Below are 21068 nucleotides of genomic sequence, written 5' to 3'. Positions count from 1 at the left end.
TAAAAGCTAGCCTGCCTGACAACCCCCTCACAAGGGGCCCGGGCCAAGTGCCGGCAAAGCACCCGCGGCGGCCCGCTCTGAGCACTCATGCGCACCCCGGAGGCAACGAGATGACCGTGACCCTGGCGGACGTGGCGGCCCGCGCCCAGGTCTCTCCCGCCACCGTTTCCCGCGTACTGAACGGCAATTACCCGGTGGCCGCGGCGACCCGCGAGCGCGTCCTGAAAGCCGTCGACGAGCTGGACTACGTACTGAACGGGCCCGCGAGCTCGCTCGCCGCCGCCACCTCGGACCTGGTCGGCATCCTCGTCAACGACATCGCCGACCCCTTCTTCGGGATCATGGCCGGTGCGGTGCAGTCCGAGATCGGGGGTCCGGGCGGGCGCGCGGGCGGCGAGCGGCTGGCGGTGGTCTGCAACACGGGGGGCTCCCCGGACCGCGAACTCACCTACCTCACCCTGCTCCAGCGTCAGCGCGCCGCCGCCGTCGTCATCACCGGCGGTGCGATCGAGGACGCCGGGCACGCGGCCGCGCTCACCGCGAAGTTGCAGCGCCTGACCGACTCGGGCACGCGCGTCGTGCTGTGCGGGCGACCACCCGCGCCCGACACCGACGCGATCGCCCTGACCTTCGACAACCGCGGCGGCGGCCGCGAGCTCACCGAGCACCTGCTCACCCTCGGCCACCAGCGCATCGGCTACATCGCGGGCCCCGAAGAGCGCACCACCACCCGGCACCGTCTCGAAGGGCACAAGGACGCCATCGAGGCGGCGGGGGTGGCCCTCGGGCCGGTCCTGCACGGGCCCTACGACCGCGGCACCGGGTACGAGGCGGCCCGTGAACTCCTGCGCCTGGACCCCGACTTGACCGCGATCGTCGCGGCCAACGACACGGTCGCGCTTGGCGCGTGCGCGGCGCTGCGGGAGGCGGGGCTGCGGATTCCGGAGGACGTGTCGGTGGCCGGCTTCGACGACCTGCCGTTCTCCGTGGACGCGGTCCCGGCACTGACCACGGTGCGGCTTCCGCTGTATGCGGCGGGGGCCAGGGCGGGGCGGATCGCGATGGGGCGGGAGAAGGCGCCGGGGGGCGAGTTGGGGACGGTGCGGGGGGAGCTGGTGGTGCGGGGGTCCACGGGGGCGCCGCGTCGGTAGTCCGGGGTTCGCCGGGGCCGTGGGGCCGGTAGTGACCGTGCACCCCCGGCTATCGTTTTGGTCATACCGGCTTACGGAGGTGTCATGGCGAGTACGACCATGGACGTACCCAGCGCCTGGGGTGTGCTGGAAGGCGCCAACTTGCCCCGCGGCTATCGCGTCGAGATCACCGACGGCCGGATCCTCATGACGCCGCGGACCGTACAACAGTCGGACATCGTCCTGTCGGTGGCCGCGCAGATCGACCGGCGACTTGAGGGAGGCGGCGTCGTTCTCGGCGACGTGATCGTCGACTTCCCATCCACCGAGTACGGGTACTCCCCCGACCTCACCGTGATCGCCCCGACCGCCCGGCGCAACCGGCGCGGAAGGTTCGAGTGGCACAGTGTCGACGCGATCCTGGAGGTCGTCCCGCAGAGCACCCGGGACGGCGACTTCGAGAAGAAGGTCCGCCACTACGCGCAATGCGCCATCCCGGTCTACGTGACCATCGACCCGGAGACGTCACTCTGCACCATGCACACCGAGCCACAGCGCGACCGTACGTACAGGGATCGCGAAGAAGTGCCCTTCGGCCGGGACTTGGTCGTGCCGACCAGCGGGAACCGGAACCTCGTCATCAACACCGACAGCTTCCCCGGCTCCCATGACCTCGACTGACCCCGCCCGCCCCCCGGGCGTCCGCCTCCGCGACCCCGCCCCCGGCGACCTGGGCTGGATCGTCCAGCGCCACGGCGCCCTGTACGCGACCGAGCAGGGGTACAACACGGACTACGAGGGTCTGATCGCCCGCATCGTGGCCGACTTCGCGCAGGACCACGACCCGTATCTGGAGCGCGTGTGGATCGCGGAGCTGGACGGCCGTCCGGTCGGCTCGATCATGTGCGTACGCGATGACGCACCCGGCACCGCCCGGCTGCGGCTGCTCCTCGTGGAGCCGGATGCCAGGGGGCACGGCATCGGGGACCAACTGGTGGGTACCTGCGTCGACTTCGCGCGCGGACAGGGCTATCGGGAGCTCGTGCTGTGGACGGTGGACGCGCTGGCGGCGGCCCGTGCGCTCTATCAGCGGCACGGCTTCGTGCTGGTGGCGGAGAAGCCCCAGCGGCTCTTCGGGGCGGACGTGGTGGGGCAGGACTGGCGGCTCGCGCTCCACGACACTCCTGCTTGAACCGCGAACGCCCGGCGAAACGCCTGCTTGACGGGGTGGCCGGGGCTTCCTAGGGTCCGCCTCATCCCCCGGTCGACTCCCTGCGGACCTTCCCCATGAAGCTGGAGCCCTCGCCATGAAGCTGGCCTTCTCCACCCTCGGTGTGCCCGGACTGCCGATCTCCGACGTGGTGTGGCTCGCCGCGTCGCACGGCTACCACGGCGTGGAGCTGCGGGCCCATCCCGAGGAGCCGGTGCACACCGGGCTCGGACTCACCGAACGGGCCGATGTGGCCGCCGAGTTCAAGGCGGCCGGGGTGGAGGTCCTCGGCATCGCGGGGTACGCGCGCGTGGCCGAGCCCGGCGAGGACGGCCCGGTACTCGTCGAGATCCGGGCGCTGCTCGAGCTCGCGCGCGACCTGGGGGCGCCGTACATCCGCGTCTTCCCCGGCGGCGGCGAGGAGCAGAGCGAGGCGGAGGCCGACGCCACGGCCGCGCGACGGCTCGGCGCGGCGGCGGAGATCGCCGCGGACCTCGGGGTCCGCATCCTGCTGGAGACCCACGACTCGCACCGGACGGGTGCGGCGGCCATGCGCGTCCTCGGCCAGGTCGGGCACCGGCAGGCCGGGGCCCTGTGGGACGTGATGCACACATGGCTGGGCGGCGAGCAGCCCGCCGAGTCGTACGCGGCCCTGGCCCCGCACCTCGGATACGTCCAGGTCAAGGACATCGCGTCCGGCGAGGACACGACGCCGCTCGCCCTCGGCCAGGGTGTGCTGCCGCTGGCCGAGCTGGTCGAGGTGCTGAGCCGGGCCGGCTGGGACGGGTGGCTGTGCTGGGAGTACGAGGCCCGGTGGTACCCGGAGGCGGCGCCCCTGCCGGGCCTGCTGACGGGAGGCCGGGAGCATCTGGCGCGGCTCCTGAACGAGTCGGCCTGACCTGAGCCGCGCCCAAAAGTACAGCCGTCACCGGCGCTGTCGGAGGGGGGCGCACCGGTGACGGCATGCTGCCGGCCGCGTGCGGCGGAGAGGGAGGTCAGCGTTCGCAGCCAGCAGCGAGGCCGACACCGCACTGCGGAGACTCTCCGGCAGCATGCCGGTTGGACGGAGGGGTAGGCGTACGGGTTCCCCTGAATCCCCAACTCCCTTGACTGGCAGAAACTTTCCGACTATCCGTATGTCCTCGGAAGTTTCCTTCAGTCAGGTTCAGTGCTCAGGCTCAGCCCCCGTTCCACTCACTCCAGCCCTGGGAGCGAAAGTGCAGCAACGCCGGCTCCGCACCGCCACCAGCCCTTCCAGACGCACCCTCCTCGCCGCCACCGCCGGAGCCACCGCCGCGGTCGCGATGGGAGCAACTCCGGTACAGGCGGCGGAAGATGGTCGTGTGAACCGCGACAAGCTCCGCGAGCTCATCGGCCGTATGACTCTTGAGGAGAAGGTCGGTCAGCTCTTCGTCATGCGCGTGTACGGCCATTCGGCCACGGCCCCCGACCAGGTGGACATCGATCACAACCTGGAAGAGATAGGGGTACGCAGCGCCGCCGAGCTCATAGCCAAGTACCACGTCGGCGGCATCATCTACTTCGCGTGGGCGCACAACACCCGCGACCCGCACCAGATAGCCGACCTGAGCAACGGGATACAGAAGTCGGGGCTCCAACAGACCACGCCCGTCCCGCTGTTGATATCCACCGACCAGGAGCACGGCATCGTCTGCCGCGTCGGCAAGCCCGCCACCCTGATGCCCGGCGCGATGGCCCTCGGCGCCGGCGGGTCCACGTCCGACGCCCGCCGGGCCGCGAAGATCGCGGGGGCCGAGCTGGCCGCGGTGGGCATCCGGCAGAACTACGCGCCGGTCGCCGACGTGAACGTCAACCCGGCCAACCCCGTCATCGGCGTACGCTCCTTCGGCGCCGACCCCCAAGCGGTCGCCGAGCTGGTCGCCGCGCAGGTCAAGGGCTATCAGAGCGGGGGCGTCGCGGCGACGAGCAAGCACTTCCCCGGGCACGGCGACACCGCGACCGACAGCCACACCGGGATTCCGTACATCCACCACACCCGCGAGCAGTGGCAGGAACTGGACGCCCCGCCGTTCGAGGCCGCGATAGCCGCCGGCATCGACTCAATCATGACCGCGCACATCGTGGTCCCGGCGCTCGACGCGGCCGAGGACCCGGCCACGCTCTCGCCGCCGATCCTGACCGGCATCCTGCGCGAACAGCTCGGCTACGACGGGGTCGTGGTCACCGACTCGCTCGGCATGCAGGGCGTACGCACCAAGTACGGCGACGACCGGGTGCCGGTGCTCGCCCTGAAGGCGGGCGTCGACCAGCTGCTCAACCCGCCCGACCTGGCCGTGGCGTGGAACGCGGTCCTCGCGGCCGTCCGCGGCGGCGAGCTGACCGAGGCCCGCCTTGACGAATCGATCCTGCGGATCCTTGAACTCAAGGCCAGGCGCGGTCTGTTCAAGCAGCCCTACGTCACCCACAAGGGCGTCGACCGCGTCGTCGGCACCCGCTCCCACCTGGCCTCCGCCGACCGCATCGCCGAAGCGACGACGACCCTGCTCGTCAACGAGGGCGGGGCCCTGCCCCTGTCGAGGCGGCGACAGCCCAACCTGCTCGTGGTGGGCGCCGACCCGGCCTCACCGTCCGGCTCGACCGGCCCGCCCACGACGGTCCTGGCCAAGGCGCTCACCGAACTCGGCTTCACCGCGACGGCGTTGTCGACCGGGACCGCGCCGACCGCCGCGAAGATCGACGAGGCGGTGGCGGCGGCGAGCGGCAAGGACGCCGTGATCGTGGGGACGTACAACGTGGCGGCGGGCAGCGCACAGTCCACCCTCGTCAGCAGGCTGGCCGCGACCGGGGTCCCGGTCGTCACGGTCGCCATCCGCAATCCCTACGACGTGGCGCAGTTGTCGGGGCAGAAGGCCACGCTGGCCGCGTACTCCTGGACGGATGTCGAACTCCGCGCCGCCGCAAGGGTGATCGCAGGCAAGGCCGAGCCCGAGGGGCGGCTGCCGGTGCCGGTGCAGCGGGCGGACGATCCGACCCGGACGCTGTATCCGATCGGCTACGGACTGTCGTACTAGAAGGTGAGGGGCGTGCCGGTTGCGCGTCGTATGCGACGTACGCCGCGCAACCGGCGCACTCCCCCCAACTGACGCAAACCCCCATACACCTCTGGCGTGCACCCCTCGGGACGGGCCACGCTGGAGGGACATACCGGGGGGTACACCATGCGCCAAGCACGATTCGCAGGGGTGGTGTGTGCGTGCGCGCTGCTGCTCGCGGCCGCGCTCACTTCATGTCAGAAATCGCCGGGCACCAGCAGCGGCAGACTCGGCGGCGACGCGTCCACCGTGTCCCCCTCCGGCTACGGCGCGGTCTTCCTGGCCGTCGACGAATGCAGCACGCGCGGTCAGGGCTTCACCGAAGTGGCCTGCGGCAGCGAGAAGGCACAGGCCCGCGTCGTCGCCCGCTACGACGGCAACCTCTCGGACGGCCCCGCCTGCCCCACCACCACCGACTTCGTCCTGCACATCACGGAGACCCGGCCCGCCCTCGACGAGGACGGCGACGGCAACGTCCCGCGCGGCTACGCCTGCATGCGCAACCTGGAGAACCCGCACCCCGGCGACCCGGGCGGCGGCGGTGGCCCGCGCACGATCGTCGGCGACTGCGTCTACCAGGCCAAGGCCGGCGAGGTCCGCGAGACGGCGTGCGACGGCTCGGGCAAGCAGTCACCGGAGTTCCGGGTGGGCTCGGCGGTCACGACCCGGGCCAAGTGCCCGGACTCGACACAGCTGTACGTCCAACTGGGCGGGACGAAGCCGGTGGGGTGCGCACAGCCGGTGTGACGGCCCAGAGGAAGGCTCAGAAGCAGGCGCTGAGGGTCCAGGTCCGCGGCCGCTCGGTATCATCCGCGCACGGCCGTACGACGATGGGGGAACGATGGCCCAGGATGCTCAGGGTGCCCGGGGGGCACAGGAGTTGCCGGACATTCCCGGCTATCGGCTGGATTCGCTTCTCGGGTCCGGCGGCATGGGCCATGTCTATCTCGGCACGTCGCCCTCGGGCCGCCAGGTCGCGGTCAAGGTCATCCGTACCGATCTCGCGCACCAGCCGGACTTCCGCCAGCGCTTCCGGCGCGAGGTGACGGCGGCCCGCCAGGTGAGCGGGGCGTTCACGGCGCCGGTCCTGGACGCGGACCCGGATGCCGACCCGCCGTGGATGGCGACCCTGTACGTGCCGGGGCGGCCGCTCGACCTGCGCATCAAGAACGGTCCGGCCTTCACCGACGACGAGCTGTACCGCCTGGCCCTCGGGCTCGGCGAGGCGCTGCGCGACATCCACCGGGCCGGGATCGTGCACCGCGACCTCAAGCCGGGCAACGTGCTGCTCGCCGACGACGGGCCGCGCGTCATCGACTTCGGGATCGTGCGGGCCGCCGACGCCGACATGCGCACGCACACCGGGATCGCGGTGGGCACCCCGCCGTTCATGTCCCCGGAGCAGATCCGCGCCCAGCGGGACGTGGGATCACCGAGCGACATTTTCTCGCTCGGGTCCGTGATGACGTACGCGGCGAGCGGGCACGTGCCGTTCGACGCGACGGACGTGTACGCGGTGGCCTACCAACTGGTCCACGAGCCGCCGGACCTGGACGGGGTGCCCGACTGGCTGCGGCCCGTCCTCGAGCGCTGCCTGGCCAAGGAGCAGGGTGAGCGGCCGGACGCGGACGAGCTGCTCGTGCTGCTCCAGAAGACGCGGGCCAAGCCGCCCTCGGCCGCGCCCGTCCCGGCCGCGCCGGTGTCGCCGGACACGGTGATGCTGCGGCGGGCGCCGGGCGGGGCGGCGCCTGCCGTGCCGGTGACGAATGGCACCGATGCGGCCTCGGCGCCCACCCCGCCGCCCGTCGGACGGCGCCGCCGCGTGCTCGCCGTGGCGGCCGCGGTGACGGGCGTCGCGGTGCTCACCGGAGGCCTGCTGTACGGGCTGCGGGAAGACACCACCACGGACGACCCCGCGGCCGCGCCCGGCGGTTCGGGCAAGCCGCCCGCGCAGAACACGGCGCCGCGCGAGACACCGCAGCCGCCCGGCGCGGGGGCGTACGCGAGCGTCCAGTCGGGGTCGACGGGGTTCACGTACGCCTACGAGGACAGCGCCGAGCGCCGCCCGGCGGGCTGGCAGCGGTGGGCGTACAACCTGCAGGGCAGCGACTGCGTCTACGCGCAGGCCTCGCTGATCTGCGTCGGGGACGAGACCGTACGGATCGACGCGGCCACCGGCGAGAAGATGTGGTCGACCAAGAAGGCGTCGGCGTACGGCCAGAACTCCCCCGTGGTCCTCGGCGACACCGTGCTCGTCAACAGCGGCGAGCGGATGGTGGGCCTGTCGATCGGCAAGGGCGAGGTGCTCTGGTCCACGCCCCTGCAGATCCTCACGCAGCGGCTGGTCGGAGCGGGCGACAGGGCGTACTCCGCCGACCACGCGGGCCGGGTCTACGCGTTCGACAAGGGCGGCAAGCGGCCGTGGACGACCAAGCCCCCGAACCCGGAGAACATGTCGGGCTATCCGCCCTCGCTGCGCATCGTGGACGGCAGGGTCTACTCGTTCTCCGCCGCGAAGGACGGCGCCGGGACCGAGGACTTCGTCACCGTCCTCGACAAGAGCGGTGAGACGGTCGGCTCCTTCGCGCTCGACAAGCCCTGTGTGATGGGCTCCGAGGCGCTCACCAAGGAGGACGGCAAGCTCCTGCTGCACTGCGCGACCACGGACGAGACCCAGGAGAACACCTCGGTGCTCCGCCAGGAACTGGCGAAGGGCGCCGACTCCAAGACCACGCGGGTGAAGGGGAGTTGGGGTTTCGGCCAGGTGGGTGCGGCCGAACTGTCGGTCACGAAGGGGAAGGTCCTGCTGCTTGCCGACAGCGAGCTCGTGGCCGTCGACCCGGTGGCGGGGCGGGAGCTGTGGCGGTCCCCGGTGCCGCGCAAGGGGGTTTCCGACGCGGCGCCCGTCTGGGCGGGCAACCGGATCTATGTGACCACCGACCAGAACGTCGTCGCCTTCGACCCGAAGACCGGTGACGTCGCCTGGCAGGGCGCAGTACCGACGCTCCCGGACGACAGCGGGATGCCGTCCATCGGATCGGACACCGAACCGCTGATCGCCGGGGGCATCGTCTATGTGTACTCCGAGAAGGACGGCTGGGTGAGCCTCGACAGCACCAAGAAGTGATGCCGAGGCCCACCGGGCCTTCCCCCGTGGAGGCTTACGGCCTGAGCCGCAGCTCCTTCTCGATGTCGCGCTTGTCGAGCTTCGCGTCGTACGAGGCCAGCGGCTTCGCCTTCGACGCGTCCGCCTGGACCGCGGCCGGGGCGACGCCCGCCCAGGCCAGGATGCGGGCGGTGGCCTTGGCCTTCTCGTCCGCGACCAGGCCGGCCACGTTCGCGCCGTGGTTCATGCCCGGGGCCGTGTAGACGTAGGAGTCGCGCGCGCCCTTGCCGGGGCGGAACTGCTCGGCGCCCCACGGGTCGTTCTGGCCGTAGACGAAGAGCATCCGGTTCGCATTGTGGCGGACCCAGGTGTCGACGTCGCGCATGGACTGCGGCTTGAACTTCATCGCGATGTCGCGCGGGACGAAGTTGCGCGGCGGCTGGTAGCCGTAGCGCGTCAGACCGTCCAGGTGCGGCGACTTGATGGTCGGGGCGCCCAGCTCGGTGCCCGCCTGGTAGTAGTACGGGGTGTAGGCGGAAAGGCTCTGGTCGGCGTAGTTCGCCCAGCCGTTGACCGCGTCGATGTAGTCGAAGAGCTGCTGGTCGGTGGCGGTCTTCGCGTTCGGCACCGCGGCGCAGTCGGTGACCGAGCTGTACTGCCAGAAGCCCCAGACGGTGTCCATGACGGTGGCCTCGTAGGCCTTGTCGAGGGTGCCGACCGTGTTCACCGTGTAGTTGTTCGCGGCCAGGAAGTCCGCGTACTTCTTCTCCAGCGGCTCACGGCGGACGAGGGCCTGGCGCTCGACGTCCTGCAGCGCCTCGCGGCACTCCTTGGGGCCGACCTTCTCGAAGAAGCGGTCGTACGCCGAGTCCTCCTTGTTCACCACGTCGTTGGGGGCGACGTACGCGACGACGCCGTCCATGTCACGCGGGTGGAAGCGCTCGTAGTACGTGGCGGTCATGCCGCCCTTGGAGCCGCCGGTGGCCAGCCACTTCTGCTTGTAGATCGGCTTGAGGGCCTTGAAGATGGCGTGCTGGTCGGCCGCGGCCTGCTTGATGTCGAGCTTGGTCCAGTCGGCGGGCGCGGGCCTGGACGGTGTGAAGAAGCGGTACTCCATGGAGACCTGGTTGCCGTCGATGATCCGGGTCGGCTCCGAACGGCCGGGATTCGTCGACACGTTGTAGCCCGAGGTCTGGAAGACCGTCGGCCGCGCGGTGTCCTTGTGCAGGACGGTGAACCGCTGCTTGAAGGTGCCCTTCGACGCGTCGCGGTGGTCGACCCGCTGCGTGAAGTTGAGGACGAAATAGCGGTAGCCGGCGTACGGCTTCTCCTCGATCAGGCTCACGCCGGGTATGGCGAGCAGCTGATCCTTGATGTCGGTCGCCTGCGGCTGTGCGGCGGTGGCCGCCGATGCCGTCGTACTCACGGTGCCTATCAGCACCGTCAGCGACAGCAGCCATCTGAGCGCCTTGCGCATGCACTCTCCCCTGTGGTCACGGATGTCAGCCGGAAGCTACCGGTAGCAACCTGCTCCGCACCAGGGGGAGTTTCGCCGTACGCGCCCTCGACGGGCGCCCCTCGTCAGACGTGCAGCCAGCCGTCGCTGACCTTGCCCGCCCCGACCGATCCCCTGACCCACACCGGACGGGTGCGGCCCGCGGTGACCGTCACGCCGCCCATGTACTTCTTGGCCTTGCCGCTGATCGTCACCGGCCGGTGCCCGCGCGCCTGGATGCTGACCATCATCGGCTTCTTGGAACCGGTGCGTTTGGCGACGGTGAGGGCGCAGAGCTTGTTGCCGCTCCGGTAGATCTTCACGCTGCCGGTGGAGAACCAGAGCGTGTCCACCTTGTGCCCCTTGCAGCGGCCGGCGGCCTGAGCGGTGCCGGTGCCGGGACCCACGAGGGACATCAGCACGATCGCGCTCAGCAGCGCCGCCCCCAGCGCCCAGTGTCTGCGCGCGCGTCCGGCCTTGCGTCCCGCCCGTGCTTCCCGTGTCTCGCGTATCTCCCGTTTCTCCGCAGCCTGCACCGTCAGTCCCTCCCGCCTCAGCAGCGTCTGAGCATACGGACGCCGTTTGGCGGCCGAACGGTTGCACCCTGGACCGGGCCTGAGCGAGGTTGGCCGAACTTGGCCATACCTTTCCCGTGGATTCGGATGTTTCAGGCAACCGTGGACGTATACCCGTGGTCCAACAGACGAGGCTCCGGTTCACCGATTCACCGATTCACCGGAGTCGAACGCGAAAGGCGGTTCCCCCCATGACTCAGCACCGCGTCCTCGTCATCTCCGCCGTACTCGTCTCGCTCGCCGCGGTCCCGGCCGCGGCGAGCACCCTGCCCGACAGGGGAACCGTGGCCCCGGCCTCGTCCCCCTCGTCCGGACCCCCGTCCCGCAGCGGCGGCCCGCACGTCGTCTACGACCGCGTGGCCCACTTCTACGGCGCGTACATCGACGTCGCCAACGACCCCGGCTCGAACGCCGCCGCGGCCGAACTGCGCAAGTTCTATCTGACGCCCGCCCTGCGCCAACGCCTCCTCGACTGGGAGAAGCGCAACGACGCGGACGGCGTCCTGATGGCGCAGAACGTGCCGAACGCCTGGAAGGTCACCGCGGGCGACAGCGGCATGGGCAAGACCCGGTCGACGGTGCGGCTCACCTGGGGTGCGGGCAAGAACCGTACGTACACCTATCTGGAGGTGTCCTCGGACCTCGCCACCCGCAAGATCGTCGACATCAGGGCCAAGTACTGATCCCCATGAGGCCCAAGTACTGATCCCCGCCCGGCAGTTGGAGCCGGCCCTTCACGCCGCGGCCGGCTCCTCCTCGCCGACGAAGGTCCGCCACAGGCGCGCGTACTTCCCGTCGAGCGCGAGCAGTTCCTCGTGCGTGCCGTCCTCCGCGACCTGCCCGCGGTCCATCACCACGACCCGGTCGGCCCGGGCCGCCGTGGTCAGCCGGTGCGCGACGACCAGCGTGGTGCGGCGTCCGGCGAGCCGGTCGGTGGCCTGGTTGACCTGCGCCTCGGTGGCGAGGTCGAGCGCGGCGGTGGCCTCGTCGAGCAGCAGCACGTCCGGGTCGACCAGCTCGGCCCGGGCCAGCGCGATCAACTGCCGCTGCCCCGCCGAGAGATTGCGGCCGCGCTCGCTGACCTCGTGCAGATAGCCGCCGTCCAGCGTCGCGATCATGTCGTGCGCCCCGACCGCGCGGGCGGCGGCCTCCACCTGCGCGTCGGTCGCGTCCGGCCGCCCGTACGCGATGGCGTCCCGCACCGTGCCCTCGAAGAGGTACGCCTCCTGCGGCACGACGCCGAGCCGGTGCCGGTACGAGGTCAGGTCGAGCGCGCGCAGATCGGTGCCGTCGACGGTGACCCGGCCCTCGGTCGGGTCGTAGAACCGCGCGACCAGCTTGACCAGCGTCGACTTGCCGGCGCCGGTCTCACCGACGAAGGCCACGGTCTGCCCGGCGGGAATCCGCAGCGAGACGTCACTGAGGGCCGCCTCTTCGTCGACGTACGAGAAACGCACGTCCTCGAAGGCGATCTCGCCCCGCAACGACAGCACGTCGAGGGGTTCCCCGGCGGCCTTCGTGGAGGTCGGCTCCTGGAGCAGTTCCTGGATGCGGCCGAGCGAGACGGTCGCCTGCTGATAGCCGTCGAAGACCTGCGAGAGCTGCTGCACCGGGGCGAAGAACAGGTCGATGTAGAGCAGGTACGCGACCAGCGCACCGGTCGTCAGGGTGCCCGCGTCGACCCGGTGCGCGCCCACGATCAGCACGGCCGCGACGGCCACGGAGGACAGGAGCTGCACGAAGGGGAAGTAGACGGAGATCAGCCACTGGCCCTTGACGCGCGCCTGCCGGTACTCGTGGCTGCGCGCCGTGAACCGCTCGCTGCCCGAGCGCTCGCGCCTGAAGGCCTGCACGATGCGCAGCCCGGACACGGACTCCTGCAGGTCGGCGTTGACGACCGACACCCGCTCACGCGCCAGCTCGTACGCCTTCACGCTGGACTTGCGGAAGAAGTACGTGCCCACGATCAGGATCGGCAGGGTCGCGAAGACGATCAGGGCCAGCTGTACGTCGATCACGACGAGCGCGACCATGATGCCGAAGAAGGTGACGACCGAGACGAACGCGGTGACGAGCCCGGTCTGCAGGAAGGTGGACAGGGCGTCGACGTCGGTCGTCATCCGGGTCATGATGCGCCCGGTCAACTCCCGCTCGTAGTAGTCGAGTCCGAGGCGTTGCAGCTGCGCGAAGATCTTCATGCGCAGCGAGTAGAGGATCCGTTCGCCGGTACGTCCCGTCAGCCGGGTCTCCGTGGTCTGCGCGGCCCACTGGATCACGACGGTGACCAGGGCGAGCCCCGCCGCCACCCACACCGCGCCGAGCGCGGTCCGCGAGACGCCCTCGTCGATGCCGTGCCGGATCATGACGGGCAGGAGCAGGCCCATGCCCGCGTCGACGACGACCAGGAGCAGGGTGAGGAGCAGCGGGCGGCCGAAGCCGCGGATCAGCCTGCGCAGGCCGTACGACTCCTCGGCGGCGACCGCGCGGGCCTCGTCGATGTCCGGGGTGTCGGTGGCCGGGGGCAGGGCCTCGACCGCGGTGAGGAGTTCGGGGGTGGCCGGGGTGCCGGACAGGGCCGCGTCCTTGGGGGTGCGGTCGCCCGCCCACAGGGTCGGCGTGATGCCGCGCTCGGCGTCGAACTCGGCGTCCAGCTCGGCACGTATGTCTATCGACATTGCTTCGCAGACGGACTGGTCCTCCACAGGCTCCTTGACCAGCGGCAGGGCATGGCCGGGCGAGACCCCGCCGAGCTCGTCCGGGTCGGTGAGCAGGCGCCGGTAGAGGGCGGACTGGGCCTCCAGCTCCTCGTGCGTGCCGATCGCGGCGAGCCGGCCGCCGTCGAGGACGGCGATGCGGTCGGCGAGGTTCAGGGTGGAGCGGCGGTGCGCGATGAGCAGCGTGGTCCGGCCGGCCATCACGCTGCGCAGCGCCTCGTGGATCTCGTGCTCCACGCGCGCGTCGACCGCCGAGGTGGCGTCGTCCAGGACGAGCAGCCGGGGGTCGGTGAGGATGGCGCGGGCGAGCGCGAGGCGCTGGCGCTGGCCGCCCGAGAGGGTCAGGCCGTGCTCGCCGACCTTGGTGTCGTAGCCGAGCGGCAGCTCGTCGATGAAGCGGTCGGCCTGGGCGGCGCGCGCGGCGGTCTCGATCTGCTCCTGGGTGGCGTCCGGGAAGCCGTACGCGATGTTGGCGCGCACGGTGTCCGAGAAGAGGAACGAGTCCTCCGGGACCATGCCGATCGCGGCCCGCAGCGATTCCAGGGTCAGCTCGCGGACGTCGTGCCCGCCGACCAGGACGGCGCCGTGCGTGACGTCGTAGAAGCGCGGCAGCAGCAGCGAGACGGTCGACTTGCCGCTGCCCGAGGAGCCGACGACGGCGACGGTCTCGCCGGGCCGGATGTCGAGGCTGAACCCTTCGAGGACCTGGCGCCCGTCCTCGTACGAGAACGAGACGTCGTCGAACTCGACGGTCGCGGGGGCGTCGGCGGGCAGCTCCTTGCTGCCGTCCTCGATGCTCGGCTCGGTGTCGATCAGCTCGAGCACCCGCTCCACACCGGCCCGCGCCTGCTGCCCGACCGTGAGCACCATGGCGAGCATGCGCACCGGGCCGACGAGCTGCGCGAGATAGGTGGAGAAGGCGACGAACGTACCGAGGGTGATCTTCCCCTCGACCGCCAGCCAGCCGCCCGTCGCCAGCATGGCGACCTGTCCGAGAGCCGGGACGGCCTGCAGCGCGGGCGTGTACTTGGCGTTCAGCCGGATGGTCCGCAGGCGCCCCGCGAAGAGCTTGCGCCCGACCTCCCGGAGCTTCCCGGTCTCCTGCTCCTCCTGCCCGAACCCCTTCACCACGCGCACGCCGGAGACGGCCCCGTCGACGACCCCCGCGACGGCGGCGGCCTGCGCCTGCGCGTACCAGGTGGCCGGGTGCAGGCGGGTCTTGCTGCGCTTGGCGATGAGCCAGAGGGCGGGGGCGACGGCGAGCGCGACGAGGGTCAGCGGCAGTGACAGCCAGGCCATGATGCCCAGCGAGATCACGAAGAGAAGGATGTTGCCGATCGTCATCGGCAACATGAAGAGCAGGCCCTGGATCAGCTGCAGGTCGCTGGTGGCACGCCCGACGACCTGCCCGGTCGACAGCTCGTCCTGCCGCCGGCCGTCGAGGCGGGTGATCGTCCCGTACATGTCGGTGCGCAGGTCGTGCTGGACGTCGAGGGCGAGCCGGCCGCCGTAGTAGCGACGGATGTACGTCATGACGTAGACGACGACCGCGGCGGCTATCAGCAGCCCGGTCCAGGTGGCGAGGGACCGCTCGTGGCTGTCGATCACGTCGTCGATGACGACCTTGGTGATCAGCGGGACGAGGGCCATGACGGCCATGCCGCCCAGCGAGGAGCCCAGCGCGAGGACGACGTCCTTCGGGTAGCGCCATGCGTACCCGGCCAGCCGCCGTGCCCACCCCTGCTGCTTTGCCCCGGTCACCAGTGGCCTCCCGTTGATCTGCTCTGCCGGAAGGCTCTAACGCCGTGGGGTGCGGATTTCATCCCGCCGCAACAATCGGCCCCCGATCACTCCCGATGTCCCCCCGGGCACGGATTTGACCCTGTCCATGACAACGACACAGAACCGACCCACCACGTTCACCCCGGACGCCATCCAGCCATGCCACTCTCCGGTTGTCCCAACGGTCAACCCGCGTAGATCGCCGCCTAGTTGGAGGTGCCCGTGCCCGCTGTCCCGCGCACGCCCCACATACGCCGCCTCAAGAGCCTCGCGCTCGCCGCCGCCGCCGTCCTCGTCGGCGTCACCCTGCCCGCCGCCGCCTCGTCCCCCGCCGCGGCCGCCGACGACACGTACTACCAGGACGCGATCGGCAAGACCGGCCCCGCCCTGAAGGGCGCGCTGCACACGATCATCAGCGACCAGACGAAGATCTCGTACGACGCCGTCTGGAACGCCCTCAAGGTCACCGACCAGGACCCGGCCAACAGCAACAACGTGATCCTGCTGTACGGCGGCACCTCCCGGGCCAAGTCCCTCAACGGCGGCAACTCCGGCAACTGGAACCGCGAGCACGTCTGGGCCAAGTCCCACGGCGACTTCGGCACCTCGACCGGCCCCGGCACGGACCTGCACCACCTGCGCCCCGAGGACGTGACGGTCAACAGCATCCGCGGCAACAAGGACTTCGACAACGGCGGCAGCGCGGTGAGCGGGGCCCCCGGCAGCTACACGGACTCGGACTCCTTCGAGCCGCGCGACGCGGTGAAGGGTGACGTCGCCCGCATGATCCTCTACATGTCGGTCCGCTACGAGGGCGACGACGCCTTCGCCGACCTGGAGCCCAACGACTCCGTCGGCAACGACAGCGACCCGTACATGGGCCGCCTCTCCGTCCTGAAGGCGTGGAGCGCGGAGGACCCGCCGGACGCGTTCGAGAAGAACCGGAACGACGTCATCTACTCCTCGTACCAGCACAACCGGAACCCGTTCATCGACCACCCGGAGTGGGTCGAGGCGATCTGGTAGCGGAGGGGGCGGCGGGGGCTGGGCCCGGCCCCCGCCGAGGCACCCGCAGGGTTGCAAGGGTTACGTGGGGGAAAAGAGGCAGCAGAATCGGGACATAGCGGACCGAAAAGTGCCCCTTTCCCCCCACAGCCCCCTCACGGTGCAGTCCGCCCCGTGGTCAGGCGAGGTGGGTCGCCGCGAACAGACTCAGTACCGCGGGCAGGACGACCACCGAAGGGCCGGGGGCAGCAAGGGACTTGGCGAGGTCCCCGGCCAGCGATTCGGGTGTCGTACGCAGCGCCGGTACGCCGAAGGACTCGGCGAGCGCGACGAAGTCGGGGCGGGCCAGCTCGGTGCCGGTCGTCGTGCCGTACGCCTCCGTCAGGTACTCGCGCAGCACGCCGTAGCCCCCGTCGTCCACGATCAGCCAGGTCACCGGCAGGTCGTGCTGCTTGGCGGTGGCCAGCTCGGCGATCGAGTACAGGGCGCCGCCGTCCCCTGACACGGCGAGCACGGGCTTCGTCGGGTCGGCGACCGCCGCGCCGAGGGCCGCCGGGTAGGCGTAGCCGAGGCCGCCGGCGCCCTGGGCCGAGTGCATGGTGTTGGGGCGGCGGGGGTCGAAGGCGGACCAGGCCCAGTAGGACAGGATCGTCATGTCCCAGAAACTGGGGGCAGCGGCGGGCAGGGCCTCGCGGATCGACGCGAGGACGCCCTGCTCCAGGTCGAGGCCCTGGGATGCGATCCGGTCGCGTACGAGGTCGAGGACCGTACGCACCCGGTCCGCCGCGGTGGCGTCCTCGCGCGGCCCCTCCAGCGTCTCCAGGAGCGCCGTCAGCGCGAGCCGTGCGTCCGCGTGGATGCCGAGCGCCGGGAGGTTGGCCTCCAGCTTGCCCGCGTCCGCGTCGATGTGGACGACGCGGCCTCGCGGCTTGAACGTGTAGTAGTTCGAGGAGAGTTCGCCCAGTCCGGAGCCCACCACCAGCAGGACGTCCGCGTCCTCCAGGAAGTCCGTGACGTGCCGGTCCTCCAGCCAGGACTGGAGCGAGAGCGGGTGGGTCCAGGGGAAGGCGCCCTTGCCGCCGAAGGTCGTGACGACGGGGGCGTTCAGCTGCTCGGCCAGCACCTTCAGCTTGCCCGCCGCGTCGGAACGTACGACCCCACCGCCCGCGATGATCGCCGGCCGCTCGGCCCCCGCGAGGAGGTGCGCGGCGACCGCGGTGAGCTCGGGGCGCGGGGCGAGCTCCTCGGGGAGCGCGTCCGGGGCGTTGACCTCGGGCAGGAGGGTCTCGGCGGCCAGGACGTCGGCGGGGATCTCCACCCAGACCGGGCCGTGCGGGACGGTCAGCGCGGACTCCCAGGCGGCGGCGATCGCGGACGGGATCTGCGACTGGGTGCGGGCCGTGTGCACGGACTTCACGACGTCCCGGAAGGACGCCTGCTGATCGCGGAGCTCGTGCAGATGGCCCTGGCGGCGGCCGCCCAGGCCCCGCGCCGGGATCTGGCTGGAGATCGCGAGCACGGGAGCGGAAGCGGCTGCCGCCTCCTGCAGTGCGGCGAGGGAGGTGAGCGCGCCCGGCCCGGTGGAGAGGAAGAGCGGGGCCGCCTCGCCGGTGATCCGGCCGTACCCGTCCGCCGCGAACCCCGCGTTGTTCTCGACCCGCAGGCCCACGTACTGGAGCGAGGAGCGGCGCAGGGCGTCGAAGAGCGCGAGGGCGTGCTGGCCGGGCAGGCCGAAGACGGTGGTGGCGCCGAGGCCGTGCAGGGTCTCGATGACGAGGTCGCCGCCGGTGCGGCCTGCCGGCGGCGCGAGGGCGGCTTCGGTCTGCCGGGCCGTGGGCTTGAGGACCAGGTCGTGGTCGTGCGTCACTTGCGTGCTCCGTCGCGTCCGCGGGGTGTACGGATTCGAACCTACGCTGCCCGTTGGCGTGCTGCTCGACCGGCCTGGCTCACGGGGCGCTGCCCCCGGACCCCTGCTCCTCAAACGCCGGAGGGGCTGATCTCAGCCCCTCCGGAGCGGGGTCTCAGCCGCGCGCCTCGGCGATCTGCCGGGACATGATCGTGGTGAGCTCGTACGCCGTGTGGGACGCCGCCACCGCCGTGATCTCCGCGTGGTCGTACGCCGGGGCCACCTCCACCACGTCGGCCGAGACGAGGTTGCAGGACGCCAACCCCCGGATGATCTCCAGGAGTTCGCGGGAGGTCATGCCGCCCGCCTCCGGGGTGCCCGTGCCCGGCGCGTGGGCGGGGTCCAGGACGTCGATGTCGATGGAGATGTAGAGCGGGCGGTCCCCGATGCGCTGGCGCAGCTGGTCGGCGACCTCGTCCACGCCCCGGCGCATGACATCGGCGGACGTCACGATGCCGAAGCCCATCTTGGCGTCGTCGTCCAGGTCCTTCTTGCCGTACAGCGGGCCGCGCGTGCCCACGTGGGACAGCGCCTCGGTGTCGAGGATGCCCTCCTCGACGGCCCGGCGGAACGGGGTGCCGTGCGTGTACTCGGCGCCGAAGTAGGTGTCCCAGGTGTCGAGGTGCGCGTCGAAGTGGAGGAGCGCGACCGGGCCGTGCTTCTTGGCCACCGAGCGCAGGAGCGGGAGCGCGATGGTGTGGTCGCCGCCCAGCGTCATCATGCGGGCGCCGGTGCCGAGCAGATCGTCGGCGGCGGCCTCGATGGTGTCGACGGCCTCGTTGATGTTGAAGGGGTTGGCGGCGATGTCACCCGCGTCCGCGACCTGGGCCAGGGCGAACGGCGAGGCGTCCTGCGCCGGGTTGTAGGGGCGCAGGAGGCGCGAGGCCTCACGGATCGCGTTGCCGCCGAAGCGGGCGCCCGGCCGGTAGGAGACGCCGCTGTCGAAGGGCACGCCGACGACCGCGACATCGGCCGAGCCCACCTCGTCGAGCCTCGGCAGCCGCGCGAACGTCGCGGGGCCCGCGTAGCGCGGGATGCGGGAGGAGTCGACGGGGCCGCGGGGCTGGGAGGGAGTGCTCATGAACCGAGCGTAGGTCTGGCTGCGGATTCCGCACATGTACGTTTCCGAGCAGACCGACCCATCATTTGGACACAGAGGCCAGGTCGCACCGTTCGGGCCACAATGGACCCATGCCGATATCGCGAGTACCCAGCCGCGCCGATCTTGTCGACCACCTCGTCCGCACGCGCATCGCCGGAGATGTCGCCACTCCCCGCGACAACAACCTCTCCCACTACCGGAAACTCGCGAACGGCGACCGGCACTACTGGCTGGGCCTGGAACTCGGCGACCGCTGGAAGGACGAGCAGGACGTGCTCGCCGTGATGGCCGAGCGCTGCGGTGTGAACGACGACCCGGAGTACCGCTTCGGCCAGGACACCATCGACCCGGAGCTCACGGTCGACGCCCTGGAGCGGATGGCGGCGCGGCTGCGCAAGGCGGCCGCCGGCAAGCAGCGCGTGCTCTTCGCGACCGGCCATCCGGGCGGTCTGCTCGACGTCCACCGGGCTACGGCGGACGCGTTGCGCCGGGCGGGTTGCGAGATCGTACGGATTCCCGGCGGCCTGACGGCCGACGAGGGCTACGTCTTCCAGTTCGCGGACGTCGCCGTCCTGGAGCGCGGCGCGACGCTCTGGCACACGCACTCGCCGGAGCCGATGAACGCGATCCTGGACGGCCTGGAGCGCGAGTCACTGCCGCTGCCTGACCTGGTGGTCGCGGACCACGGCTGGGCGGGACGCGCGGGCCAGCGCGGGGTCGACTCCGTCGGGTACGCGGACTGCAACGACCCGGCCCTGTTCCTCGGCGAGGCGGAGGGCACGCTCCAGGTGACGGTTCCCCTGGACGACCACGTCCTGGACCCCAGGTTCTACGACCCGATGACGGCTTACTTGCTGGACGCGGCGGGGCTCGACACCGACTGAGGCAAGCGGGCGCGGTCACCTGCGGGTACGTCGTGGCTGGTCGCGCAGTTCCCCGCGCCCCTTACGGGGCACGAACCTCGCCGCCCGGCGACGGCGTCGGGTCGATGAACACCCGCCGGATCGCCGGAAACCGTTCCTGAAGCTGCCGCTCGGCCTCCTCGCAGGCCCACTCCACATCGGCCGCGGTCGACACATCGCGAAAGTCCGCCTTGGCCGCGATCAACACCTCGTGCGGCCCCTGCACGATCGTCACCAGCTCCACCACCTGCACCAGGTGCGGCACCGTGTGCAGCTCCTCGATCACCTGCGCCCGCAGCTCCGGCGGCAGCGAACGCCCGATCAGATGCTCGGCGTTGCTGCGCCCGAGCTCCCAAGCCACCCACACGAGCAGCACCCCGATGAGGATCGACGCCACCCCGTCGAAGACGCCCGACCCGGTGAGATGTCCGCCGAGCAGCCCGCCGGCCGCGAGCACCAGACCGATCAGGGCCGCGACGTTCTCCAGGAGGACGGCCTTGACCGCCGTGTCCGGCGTCTCGCGCACGTACCGCTTCGTCCGTACGTGGAAGCGCGCGGCCTCCCCCTTCACCTGCCGCCACGCGACCAGGAGCGAGTAGCCCTCCAGCAGGAAGGCCACCCCGAGGACGATGTACGAGATCGTGGGATTGCCCGGCTCCTCGCCGTGGGTGAGCGTGTGGATGCCGTCGTACACGGCGAAGACGCCACCACCCACGAACGTCGCGACGGCGGCGAGCAGCGCCCAGACGTAGCGGGCGCCGCTGTAGCCGAGCGGATGGGCGTCGTCGGCGGGCTTCGCGCTGCTCTTCAGGGAGACGAGCAGCATCACCTCGGTGACGGTGTCGGCGACCGAGTGCGCGGCCTCGGAGAGCATCGCGCTGGAGCCGCTGATGACGCCGCCGACCGCCTTGGCGGCGGCGATCCCGAGGTTGGTGAGCGCGGCGATGACGACCGTGCCGACGCTCTCCGACTCCTCGGGGGACGCGCCCGCCTCGGGCCACTCCACCGGTTCCACAGGTCCAGGTCCGCTGTCACCCATGAGGCGACGTTATGCCGGATACATCCCG

General features: G+C 71.0%; 15 protein-coding genes and 1 pseudogene. 10 read left to right on the top strand and 6 right to left on the bottom strand.

Translation table 11 applies throughout. The features are described from left to right. Nucleotides 1-110 precede the first annotated feature (110 nt). The 7 genes and pseudogenes from OG430_RS30855 to OG430_RS30825 all read left to right on the top strand — a co-directional run bounded on the left by OG430_RS30855 (nucleotide 111) and on the right by OG430_RS30825 (nucleotide 8541). The gene (locus OG430_RS30855; protein ID WP_327355907.1) at nucleotides 111-1151 is read left to right on the top strand and encodes a LacI family DNA-binding transcriptional regulator; all 1041 of its coding nucleotides are present in this window, start codon (nucleotides 111-113) and stop codon (nucleotides 1149-1151) included. Nucleotides 1152-1235: 84 nt separating this feature from the next. After that, complete coding sequence (locus tag OG430_RS30850; protein ID WP_327355906.1) at nucleotides 1236-1811, top strand: Uma2 family endonuclease; 576 nt, start codon at nucleotides 1236-1238, stop codon at nucleotides 1809-1811. 10 nt (nucleotides 1812-1821) lie between these two features. Beyond that, a pseudogene (locus tag OG430_RS30845) lies at nucleotides 1822-2322 on the top strand (GNAT family N-acetyltransferase); the annotation flags it as partial. A 115-nt stretch (nucleotides 2323-2437) separates the two neighbouring features. Further along, on the top strand, nucleotides 2438-3238 hold the full coding sequence (locus OG430_RS30840) for a sugar phosphate isomerase/epimerase family protein (RefSeq protein ID WP_327355905.1): 801 nt from the start codon (nucleotides 2438-2440) through the stop codon (nucleotides 3236-3238). Nucleotides 3239-3644: 406 nt separating this feature from the next. Next, entirely contained in the window at nucleotides 3645-5393 is a 1749-nt protein-coding gene (locus OG430_RS30835; RefSeq protein WP_327359289.1) for a glycoside hydrolase family 3 protein, read from the top strand. A 147-nt stretch (nucleotides 5394-5540) separates the two neighbouring features. Then, nucleotides 5541-6161: a hypothetical protein gene (locus OG430_RS30830; RefSeq protein ID WP_327355904.1), complete on the top strand. Its 621-nt coding sequence runs from the start codon at nucleotides 5541-5543 to the stop codon at nucleotides 6159-6161. A gap of 94 nt (nucleotides 6162-6255) precedes the next feature. Further along, entirely contained in the window at nucleotides 6256-8541 is a 2286-nt protein-coding gene (locus OG430_RS30825) for a protein kinase domain-containing protein (protein ID WP_327355903.1), read from the top strand. Nucleotides 8542-8575: 34 nt separating this feature from the next. Here the strand turns inward: OG430_RS30825 and OG430_RS30820 are convergent, their stop codons facing one another. Together OG430_RS30820 and OG430_RS30815 are read right to left on the bottom strand one after the other, a co-directional pair. Further along, entirely contained in the window at nucleotides 8576-9997 is a 1422-nt protein-coding gene (locus OG430_RS30820; RefSeq protein WP_327355901.1) for a S28 family serine protease, read from the bottom strand. Between the two features lie 104 nt (nucleotides 9998-10101). Further along, nucleotides 10102-10551 carry a hypothetical protein gene (locus OG430_RS30815; protein ID WP_327355900.1) on the bottom strand — a complete coding sequence of 150 codons (450 nt, stop codon included), beginning with the start codon at nucleotides 10549-10551 and terminating at the stop codon, nucleotides 10102-10104. Nucleotides 10552-10781: 230 nt separating this feature from the next. On the opposite strand from OG430_RS30815, the gene OG430_RS30810 reads away from it, so the two are divergent. Then, complete coding sequence (locus OG430_RS30810; RefSeq protein WP_327355899.1) at nucleotides 10782-11273, top strand: hypothetical protein; 492 nt, start codon at nucleotides 10782-10784, stop codon at nucleotides 11271-11273. 51 nt (nucleotides 11274-11324) lie between these two features. On the opposite strand, the gene OG430_RS30805 is transcribed toward OG430_RS30810, so the two are convergent. Then, nucleotides 11325-15065: an ABC transporter ATP-binding protein gene (locus OG430_RS30805; RefSeq protein ID WP_327355898.1), complete on the bottom strand. Its 3741-nt coding sequence runs from the start codon at nucleotides 15063-15065 to the stop codon at nucleotides 11325-11327. Between the two features lie 237 nt (nucleotides 15066-15302). Here OG430_RS30805 and OG430_RS30800 point away from each other — a divergent pair, with 237 nt between their 5' ends. After that, nucleotides 15303-16112, top strand: a complete 810-nt coding sequence (locus OG430_RS30800; protein WP_442816579.1) for an endonuclease I family protein — start codon at nucleotides 15303-15305, stop codon at nucleotides 16110-16112. Nucleotides 16113-16269: 157 nt separating this feature from the next. Here the strand turns inward: OG430_RS30800 and OG430_RS30795 are convergent, their stop codons facing one another. Together OG430_RS30795 and speB are read right to left on the bottom strand one after the other, a co-directional pair. Continuing rightward, nucleotides 16270-17958, bottom strand: coding sequence for a thiamine pyrophosphate-binding protein (locus OG430_RS30795; protein ID WP_327355896.1), 1689 nt, complete (start codon nucleotides 17956-17958; stop codon nucleotides 16270-16272). Between the two features lie 154 nt (nucleotides 17959-18112). Continuing rightward, nucleotides 18113-19078, bottom strand: a complete 966-nt coding sequence (gene speB, locus OG430_RS30790; protein WP_327355895.1) for an agmatinase — start codon at nucleotides 19076-19078, stop codon at nucleotides 18113-18115. Nucleotides 19079-19188: 110 nt separating this feature from the next. Between speB and OG430_RS30785 the strand changes: the two genes are divergently transcribed. Further along, nucleotides 19189-19983, top strand: coding sequence for a phosphatase (locus tag OG430_RS30785; RefSeq protein WP_327355894.1), 795 nt, complete (start codon nucleotides 19189-19191; stop codon nucleotides 19981-19983). Nucleotides 19984-20044: 61 nt separating this feature from the next. Here the strand turns inward: OG430_RS30785 and OG430_RS30780 are convergent, their stop codons facing one another. After that, nucleotides 20045-21040, bottom strand: a complete 996-nt coding sequence (locus OG430_RS30780) for a cation diffusion facilitator family transporter (RefSeq protein ID WP_327355893.1) — start codon at nucleotides 21038-21040, stop codon at nucleotides 20045-20047. Nucleotides 21041-21068 lie beyond the last annotated feature (28 nt).

The organism is Streptomyces sp. NBC_01304 (assembly GCF_035975855.1).
GTDB lineage: Bacteria > Actinomycetota > Actinomycetes > Streptomycetales > Streptomycetaceae > Streptomyces.
Note: the sequence above shows the minus strand (reverse complement) of the source record. Positions and strands in the feature narration are given on the sequence as shown.